Here is an 8,456-nt window from a genome sequence, read left to right on the forward strand (position 1 = left end):
CCACTGCTGATCGCGTGGGACAGCGAGAGGAACCGGTCGGCGCCCGGGACAAGGCAGCCGGACCGGCGGGCGACCCCTCAGCACCGCGACCGTCATCCGTTCTGCAGAGAGAAACGAGCGCGATACCCCTGGGTTACGTGCTTAAACATGCGATTTGTCGAATGCGTCCCTGAGCAGCTGAGCCGCCTTCTCCGGGACGATGTCGTTGACGAACGCGCCCATCGCCGACTCGCTGCCGGCCAGATACTTCAGCTTGTCCGCGGCCCGGCGGATGCTGAACAGCTGCAGATGCAGGTAGCCCAGGTCGCGGCCCTCGCCGGTGACCGCCTGGTGCCACGCCGAGATGTAGGGCATCGGCTTGTCGAAGAGGGCGTCGAACCGCTTGAGGACGTCCAGGTAGATCAGGGCGAAGGCGTCCCGCTCGGCGTCCGACAGCGCGGGGATGTCGGGCAGCTTGCGGTGCGGCGCCAGCTGGACCTCGAACGGCCAGCGGGCCGCGGCCGGCACGTACGCCGTCCAGTGCTCGTTGGATGCGACGAGTCGCTCGCCCGACTTCTGCTCGGCGGCGAGCACGTCGGCATACAGGCTGTTGCCGGTGGCGGACAGGTGACGGGCGGACGCCGCCAACATCAGCTTCGTCCGGGGCGGCACCGTCGGGTACGCGTAGATCTGCCCGTGCGGATGGCTCAGCGTCACGCCGATCTCGATGCCGCGGTTCTCGAACGGGAAGACCTGCGCCACCCCGGGCAGCGCCGACATCTCCGCGGTGCGGTCGGCCAGCGCGTCGACGACCGTGCGTACCCGGCTCGGCGGAAGGGCGCCGAAGGCGCTGTTGTGGTCGCTGGTGAAGCAGACCACCTCGCACCGGCCGACGCCCGGCCGCACCGGCACCATGTCGGTCAGCGCGGCGATCTCGTCGGGCTTCACCCGGTCACTGAACGACGGGAACTGGTTCTCGAACACCACCACGTCGTAGTCCGGCGCGGGGATCTCGGTCGCGAAGTCGGGTGTGGACGGACACAGCGGGCACATGTTGGTCGGTGGCAGGAACGTGCGCGTCTGCCGGTGCGCGGCCACGGCCACCCACTCGTCGACCAGCGGGTCGTGCCGCAGCTGCGAGGTCGGCGGCGGCGGGGGCAGATCGCGGGTGTCGGGCCGGTCGGCCCGCGAGGCCCCGGTGGTCTCGTCGAAGTAGATCAGCTCGCGGCCGTCCGACAGGCGGATGGCCTCTCTCTTCTCGATCGTCACGCGGCACTCACCACCATGAGATCGGCCACCTGCTCGATGAGGATCGCGCGGGCGCCCTCGTCCAGGCCGTCGTCGGTGATGACGACGTCGGCGCGGTCCAGGGGCACGATCGACGAGATGCCGACGGTGCCCCACTTGGTGTGGTCGGCGAGGACGACCAGCCGCTCGGCCGCCTCCACGAGTGCTCGGTTGACGTCGGCCTCCATCAGGTTGGGGGTGGTGTAGCCGGCGCGCTCGCTCATGCCGTGCACGCCGAGAAAGAGGATGTCGAGATGCAGGGACTCGATCGCGGCCACCGCGACCGGGCCGACCAGGGCGTCGGAGGGCGTACGGGTGCCGCCGGTGAGCACCACGGTCTGGTCGGGGCGGCCGGTGCGGTAGAAGACGTCCGCGACCGGGATCGAGTTCGTCACCACGGTCAGCGAGGGCACGTCGACCAGCCGCTGGGCGAGGCCGGCGGTGGTCGTACCCGCGGACAGGGCGATCGCATCGCCCGGCGAGACCAGCGCGGCGGCCCGGACCGCCATCGCGGCCTTCTCCTCGCGCTGCCGCACCGACTTGGCGGCGAAGCCGGGCTCGTGCGCGGAACCAGGGCTGACGGTGGTCGCGCCACCGTGTACCTTCGCCAGCAGGCCGCGATCGGCTAAGGACTCCAGGTCACGGCGGATGGTCATGTCGGAGACGCCGTACTCCGAGGCGAGCTCACTGACTCGCACACCGCCCGCGGCGCGGACCCGGTCGAGAATCGCAGCCTGGCGCTGTTGTGCGAGCATCAGCGGCCGGGCCGGCTAAGGTTCCGAACTATTTCGAACACACCTGAACACTACCTGGCGATCGGGTGTGCGGAAAAGAGTGACTTCCGCCGCTGTCGTCTCAGATCCCGCGACCCCGTTTGTGCAGGGCCGACAGAACGTTCTCGACCTTGACCGCACCGGTCATCGCGGCCAGCGCGATCGCGGTCCGCGGCTCCCGCCAGTTGGCTCGCACGGCCTCCTTGCTGAACTGCCAGGCGGCGCTGCGGTTGCCGGTCGCGGCGGACCAGCAGGCGAGCTGGCCGTAGACGCGGGCGGCCCCGGGCCGGCACCCGCTGATCTCCGGGTGCCTCTGCATCATCCACCGCAGCGAGGAGATCTTGGTGGCGTACTCGTACGCGTAGTGGCTGGTCCGTCCCCACAGGACCCGGACCAGCGGCTCGTCCAGGTGCACGATCGGGGCGCGGCGGGCGGCCCGCAGCAGCAGGTCCCAGTCCTCGTTCTGGCTGCCCGGCGCGTCCTCGGCGACCAGCCCGATCGCGCCCTCGGCCAGCGCCTCCCGGCGGACCAGGAAGGACGACGAGTGCAGCATGGCCATCCGGGAGCGGGCCAGCTCGTCGGTCGTCACCCGGCTGCGACCGGCGAGCCGCGGAGTGGTCTTGCCCTCGTACTCGACCTCGATCGCGCAGGTCGCGAACTCGGCGTCCGGCTCGGCCAGCAGCGCGGCGACCTGGCGGCGCAGCTTGTCGGGCTGCCAGCTGTCGTCGTCGTCGCAGAACGCGACGAGCTCGGTCTCCAGCGAGAGGATGCCGGTGTTGCGGGCGCCGGCCAGGCCGGGCGTGCGCCAGTTGGTCAGCACCAGCACCTGGGTGCCCTCGGTGCGGGCGAGCAGATAGTCGGGCTCGGTCTGGTCGTACACCACGACGATCTTGACCTCGCCCGGGTAGCGCTGGTCGCGTACCCCGGCAATGGCCTTGCGGACCAGCTCGGGACGGTTGCGGGTGGGGATCACCACGCCGACGGACGGCCAGTTCATCACGCCTCCTTCTGTTGCAGCGGGTACCCGTAGGCGCGCAGCATCGGCGCGCACACCGCCCCGACGAGACGGCGCTGGGCGGGCGGCAGCTTGTTCACCCAGGCGTCGTCGCGCCGCAGCGGGAGCCGGCCGACGGTGAAGCGCATCGGGTTGCCGGCCGCGCTGTGGCCGACGCGGAGGTCGGCGTGGCCGGTCTTCAGGAAGTCGAGGTCCGCCGGCTGCAGGGTCAGGCCCGCGAACTCGGCGAGGTGGATCAGGGCGGCCCGCGGGTCGGTCAGGAACTCCTCGTAGCGGACCCGGCGCACCGGCACGCCGCGGCGGGCCAGCAGGCCGAAGGCGGCGTTGTGTGCGTTCCACAGCAGCGCCGACCGGCCGGGGGAGTAGCGCGTCATCTCCTCCTCGCCGTCGGTCTCCGGTCGGGCGATCGTCTTGGTCCAGGAGTACGCGACCCCGCGCGCATCGCGGACCACGTGCACGACCCGCAGGTCCACGTCGTCCGCCCAGCGCAACACGTGCGCCAGCGCGCTGTGCTTGGACGAGTCGACCACGACCTTCGCCCCGGACACCTCGGCCGCCGCCGCGTAGACCTTGGCGTAGAAGTTCGCGTACTCCTTGACCTGGTCCATCGCCATGTGGCCGGCCGCCAGCCGGGGGATGTGCCGGGTGCGCTCGACCAGGTCGCGCAACGCGTGCACGCGCTGCACGTCCACATTGGCCCACCCGCCGAACGCCTTGTCGCCGACCCGCTTCCAGAACGTGCAGCCGGTGAACCGCGAACCGCAGCCGCAGCGCTCGTTGTCGAGGATGTCCCGCTGCCACAGATGCACGACCTCGCCGAGCGCGCAGACCGACGGCAGCTCACCCAGCAGGCGCTCGACAAGCGTGGTGCCGGAACGTCCCAGACCACCTAGATAGAGCACTCGTGCCACTTTGTCCCGCCTTCGCTCGTTTCGCTCCTATAACGAGCGAACGAGCCTGAAGGAGGCGTTGGGTGACAATCGAGGCTTTCGACCGCGTGCACCTGGACGGAACGGGATTCGACCGGATCACCGAGGGCGAGGTGGTCGCCGTCGTGCGTGAGGCGATCGCGGCCGGCCGGGGTGGACGCATCGTCACCCCGAACATCGACATCCTGCGGCAGGCGCAGGTCAACCGGCGGGTACGGGCGTATCTCGACGATGCCGACCTGATCGTCGCGGACGGCATGCCGCTGGTCTGGGCCAGCCGGCTGAGCGGGACGCCGCTGCCCGAGCGGGTGGCCGGCAGCAGCCTGATCCGGTCCCTGAGCGAGGGTCTGGGCCGGGACGGCCGGTCGATTTTCGTGATCGGCGGCAACCCCGCGACGCCGCAGGCCGCCGACGGTGCGACCCGCGCGGCGCGGCGGCTCGCCGACGAGTGCCCGGGCCTGCGGGTCGCCGGCACGCTGTGCCCGGAGTACGGCTTCGAGCGGGACCGTGCGGTGTACGCGGAATTCTGCGCCGCCGTCACCGAGGCACGGCCCGACCTCGTCTTCGTCGGCCTCGGGTTCCCCAAGCAGGAAAAGGTCATCGCCCGTCTCCGCGAACAGCTTCCGGCGACGTGGTTCATCGGCTGTGGCGCGGCGGTCAACTTCGTGGCCGGCGACGTCGACCGGGCGCCGCGCTGGATGCAGCGTGTCGGGCTGGAGTGGGCACACCGGCTGGGCACCGAGCCGCGCCGGCTGGCCGGGCGTTACCTCAAGCACGATGCGCCCTACGCGCTGCGCCTGCTCACCGCGTCGGCCACCCGCCGCTGACGCCCGATCCGTCCCGACCTCCGTCCGCCCGGGGATCAGCTCCCCGGGCGGAGGCGCGGCTCAGCGGTTCGCCGGGTCGGCGACGTTGAAGTAGGGGTCCTCGGTCATCGCCCGGAAGGCCTTGAACGCGGCCTTGTCCCCGGTGAGCTGGAACTGCTGCTTCGGCCCGTTGCCCTCGGGGTCCGACTCGAAATACGCGACGCCCTTGATCTGCGGGTTCGCCTTGAATGTGCGCTCCGCGTCACGCAGCCAGGCCGCCCGGCCGGCGGATCCCCACGCCTTCGCCACCCCGTACTCGCCGACGATGATCGGCTTGGGCCGGGCCGCCGCCCAGGTCAGGAACGGCCCCATCAGCTTGCCGATCGGCTGGAACACCGCGCCGGCGTAGACGTCCACACACGTCCAGTCCACCTGGTCGTCGCCGGGGTAGAAGGCCGGTGCGTCGCCGCGGATGAACCCCTCCGCGGTCGGGCACCACACCCACGACACGTTGGTCGTCTTCTCCTCGGCGAAGATCCGCCGCACGTACTTCCAGGCCGCGATGTAGTCCGGGCCGGACCACATCGTCGCCCGCAGGTTGGGCCGGTCCATCTCCCAGCGCATCCGCAGCAGCACCGGCTTCTTCACCTTGCGGATCGCCCGCGCCTGCTGCCGGATCGTCCGGTCGTGCGCACCGCTGGTGATCGACCGGTTGTCGCCCGTTGCCCAACTGATCATGAGGTTCGCACCCTGGGAGAGGAACTCCCGGTCGCTCTGGGTGCCGACCATCTGCTCGAACCGACGGTACGTGTTCAGGATGTCCAGCCGCCGCCCCAGGTCGCCCTCGAGCGCGCCGACCGCCTCGACCCGCCCGGAGTGGGTGAGGGACTCCGGCTTGATCCAGGCCCCGAGATACGCGCCGTCCGCCGGCGCCTCGAACGGCCCGTCCTCGTACGGCCCCGGGTTCACCGCCACGCCGCTCGGCGGGCTGGTCAGGTCGGGAGACGGCTGCGGCTCCGGCTCGGGTGCCGGGCCGCTGCAGCCGGAGACGAGGACGAGGGCCGCCGCCGTCAGGAGGCGCTTCACTTCCGCCGCGCGGCGTAGAGGACGTTCACCGCGTACGCATCGGAGCCCGGCAACCGCCTGGCCGCGGCGTCGGCGGCCCGGGCCAGCGGATGCGCGTGCAGCGACTGCGTCAGCATCGAGAAGCCCCGCCGCTCGACCACCTCGAACCCGTGCCGGCCGAGCAGCTCGGCCACCTTCTCGTGGGAGAGCTCGGCGAACCAGCGCTGCCCGGAGTGCCGCCGCGCCCGCAGGTGCCGGACCGAGCTGGCGTTGCCGTGGTTCTCGACCACCAGCAGGCCGGACTCGGGCGTCGGCAACGCCTTGGCCGCGAAGGCCAGCGCCCGGTCCCGGATCGCATCGTCCACATTGAGCAGCAGCCGGAACATGGTGACCAGGGCGGGCAGCCCGGCGTCGACCGGCTCCGGCACCGGCCCGTCCGCCGGCACCTGGTGGAACTCGGCGACGGAGCCGACCTCGGCCGCCTTCGCCATCATCTCGGCGGACGTGTCGTACCCGTGCGCGGCGCGGACCAGACCGTGCAGCGTCCGGATCGCGCGGCCGGTGCCACAGGCGAAGTCGTGCTGCACGGGGGCCCGATCGCCGAACTCCCGGGTCACCAGCCCGCGCAGGTAGGCCTGCTGCCGTTCGTTGATGCGGGACGCGTAGGTGTCCGGCGCGTAGGTGACGGACTCGTACTTCTCGACGGCGTCGGCGTCCTGGAACACCTTCGTGTAGTCGGCGGTCACCGGTTCTCCTTCTTCAGTGCGGTCAAGGACAAGCGATCGCGCTGCAGCCACGCTCCGAAACAGAACACCGGCACGCTGACCGCGAGCGCGAGGGACAGGGCCGCCGGTCCGGTGCCGAGCACCGCGGTCACCAGGCGCGGCAGCACCCCGAAACAGAACACCGAGAGCACGGCGGCGGCGAGCGTGCCCGGGCCGAACGGGTGCAGCCGGGCGGCGCGGGAGACCTGCGCCAGCGGCAGCAGGTTGTTCACCACCACCGCGGCGGCCAGCCCGATCGCCGCGCCCAGCGCGCCCAGGCGGGGAATGAGCAGCACGTCCAGCCCGGCCATCACGGCCAGGGCGGCGAGGACGTTCAAGAGATTCCACGAGGTACGCCCGGCCATCGCGAGCACCATGTCGACCATGCCGCAGCCGGTCGCCACCAGCATCGCGCAGGCCAGCACGACGACCACCGGCGCACCCGCCCGGTACTGCTCGCCGAACAGCCCGAGGTAGATCGGGGCGAACAGGATCACCAGCAGGTTGATCGGCCAGGTGACCAGCACCAGCCAGCCGGTCGCCGTGCGGTAGAGGTGGTTGGCGGTGGCCCGGTCGCCGGTGGCCAGGGCCTCGGCGAGGCGAGGCTGGACCGACTGCGAGATGCCCTGGTTGGCGAACTGGATGAGCACCACGAACCGGCCGGCGACCGCGTAGACGGCGGCCGCCGCGAGACCGCCCAGCGCGGCCACCAGCAGCACGTCCACCCGCTGCAGCGCGAGCTGGGCGACGCTGGCCACCGCGCGCGGCCCGGTGAACCGCCAGAAGTCGCGGCGCAGCTCCCGCCGCTCGGCCCGCCGGCTCCGGGCGCCCTCCGGCCGGCCCGCCCGGTACGTCCGCCGCAGCGCGAACCCGGCCAGGATCAGCACCGGCAGGTACGGCGCGGCCCACGCCAGCGCGAAGGTGGGCAGCGCGGCCGTCGTCCACAGCGCCGCCACCCCGGCCGCGCCCACCGCCAGCAACTGCAGCGCGCTGCGGAGGACCCGGTCGAGCATCACCGTCGGGCGCATCGCCCGGTATCCGCGAGTGGCGGTGAGCAGCGCGTCGGTCAGCGCCTGCAACGGCAGGAAGAGGGCCAGCACGCGCAGACCGGTGACGTGTTCCGCGATCACCTGCGACGTCTCGCCGGCGGTGAGCCGGGCGATCGCCGGCGCCCCCAGCCACATCGCCACCGCCAGGGCGACGGACAGCACCAGCACCGGAGTGAGGCCGGTGCGCAGGCAGGCGCCCAGCAGATGGTCCCGCCCGGTGGCGCGCAGCCGCGACGGCCAGTAGACCAGGCCGGTCTGGGTGCCCAGCTTCGCGAATCCGCCGGCCAGCACGAACGCGGCCGTGGCGGCGAAGAAGGCGCCGGCCTGCTCGGCGCCCAGCGACCGCGCGACGATCCAGGTGACGATTACGCCGGTGCCGCCGGCCAGGGCGGCGCCGGCCGTGTTGGCCAGGCCGCCCCGGGCCGTCTGCCGAAGCGGAGCGGTCGTGGTCACGTGCGGCGCCAGATCGGCATCCGTCCGAGCCAGGTCCCCAGCGCCTCGTCGTGCGGCGCGTAGTGTGCGGTCAGCTCGGCGCGCAGCCCCGGGTCCATATCGGACTGCCGGGGCCGGGCGTTGTGCCGCTCGAACTCCGGCCGGTCCAGGTCGGTGGGCAGCCCGAGGAAACCGAGGACCTCGTCGTACACCTCTTCCGGCCGGCTGAAGAACCGCTCGCTCTCCACCACGTGGATGCGGTGCCGTCCCACCTGCTGTGCCATGGCGCCGAGGTAACGGGCGTACTCGCCGCGGGCTCGGTACGCGTGGTGCTGGTGGGCGAAGCTGTAGTAATCC

At 71.8% G+C, this 8,456-nt stretch carries 8 protein-coding genes and 1 pseudogene; 1 reads left to right on the top strand and 8 read right to left on the bottom strand.

Translation table 11 applies throughout. The features are described from left to right. Positions 1-141 precede the first annotated feature (141 nt). The 4 genes from galT to AB0M20_RS15195 form a co-directional block, all read right to left on the bottom strand. Entirely contained in the window at positions 142-1,248 is a 1,107-nt protein-coding gene (galT, locus tag AB0M20_RS15180) for a galactose-1-phosphate uridylyltransferase (protein WP_364298372.1), read from the bottom strand. Continuing rightward, positions 1,245-2,021, bottom strand: coding sequence for a DeoR/GlpR family DNA-binding transcription regulator (locus tag AB0M20_RS15185; protein ID WP_364298374.1), 777 nt, complete (start codon positions 2,019-2,021; stop codon positions 1,245-1,247). The genes galT and AB0M20_RS15185 overlap by 4 nt, the downstream gene beginning before the upstream one ends. Positions 2,022-2,121: 100 nt before the next feature. Beyond that, positions 2,122-3,036: a glycosyltransferase family A protein gene (locus AB0M20_RS15190; protein WP_364298376.1), complete on the bottom strand. Its 915-nt coding sequence runs from the start codon at positions 3,034-3,036 to the stop codon at positions 2,122-2,124. After that, positions 3,036-3,965, bottom strand: a complete 930-nt coding sequence (locus tag AB0M20_RS15195) for a sulfotransferase (RefSeq protein WP_364298378.1) — start codon at positions 3,963-3,965, stop codon at positions 3,036-3,038. Before AB0M20_RS15195 ends, AB0M20_RS15190 begins: the two co-directional genes overlap by 1 nt. Before the next feature lie 62 nt (positions 3,966-4,027). On the opposite strand from AB0M20_RS15195, the gene AB0M20_RS15200 reads away from it, so the two are divergent. After that, positions 4,028-4,810 carry a WecB/TagA/CpsF family glycosyltransferase gene (locus AB0M20_RS15200; protein ID WP_364298380.1) on the top strand — a complete coding sequence of 261 codons (783 nt, stop codon included), beginning with the start codon at positions 4,028-4,030 and terminating at the stop codon, positions 4,808-4,810. A 60-nt stretch (positions 4,811-4,870) separates the two neighbouring features. On the opposite strand, the gene AB0M20_RS15205 is transcribed toward AB0M20_RS15200, so the two are convergent. From AB0M20_RS15205 to AB0M20_RS15220, 4 genes and pseudogenes are all read right to left on the bottom strand, one after another. Then, on the bottom strand, positions 4,871-5,875 hold the full coding sequence (locus AB0M20_RS15205) for a glycosyl hydrolase (protein ID WP_364298382.1): 1,005 nt from the start codon (positions 5,873-5,875) through the stop codon (positions 4,871-4,873). Further along, positions 5,872-6,600 carry a methyltransferase domain-containing protein gene (locus AB0M20_RS15210; RefSeq protein WP_364298385.1) on the bottom strand — a complete coding sequence of 243 codons (729 nt, stop codon included), beginning with the start codon at positions 6,598-6,600 and terminating at the stop codon, positions 5,872-5,874. Before AB0M20_RS15210 ends, AB0M20_RS15205 begins: the two co-directional genes overlap by 4 nt. Continuing rightward, positions 6,597-8,120: a polysaccharide biosynthesis C-terminal domain-containing protein gene (locus tag AB0M20_RS15215; protein ID WP_364298388.1), complete on the bottom strand. Its 1,524-nt coding sequence runs from the start codon at positions 8,118-8,120 to the stop codon at positions 6,597-6,599. Before AB0M20_RS15215 ends, AB0M20_RS15210 begins: the two co-directional genes overlap by 4 nt. Continuing rightward, a pseudogene (locus AB0M20_RS15220) lies at positions 8,117-8,456 on the bottom strand (sulfotransferase); the annotation flags it as partial. The pseudogene AB0M20_RS15220 and the gene AB0M20_RS15215, both read right to left, overlap by 4 nt.

The sequence above is a fragment of the Actinoplanes sp. NPDC051633 genome, from assembly GCF_040681735.1.
Lineage (GTDB): Bacteria > Actinomycetota > Actinomycetes > Mycobacteriales > Micromonosporaceae > Actinoplanes.

What these genes read in the sequence shown, in the direction of transcription:
- AB0M20_RS15185 (WP_364298374.1), bottom strand. Translation starts at nt 2,021, where the DNA reads ATGCTCGCACAACAGCGCCAGGCTGCGATTCTCGACCGGGTCCGCGCC.
- AB0M20_RS15190 (WP_364298376.1), bottom strand. Translation starts at nt 3,036, where the DNA reads ATGAACTGGCCGTCCGTCGGCGTGGTGATCCCCACCCGCAACCGTCCC.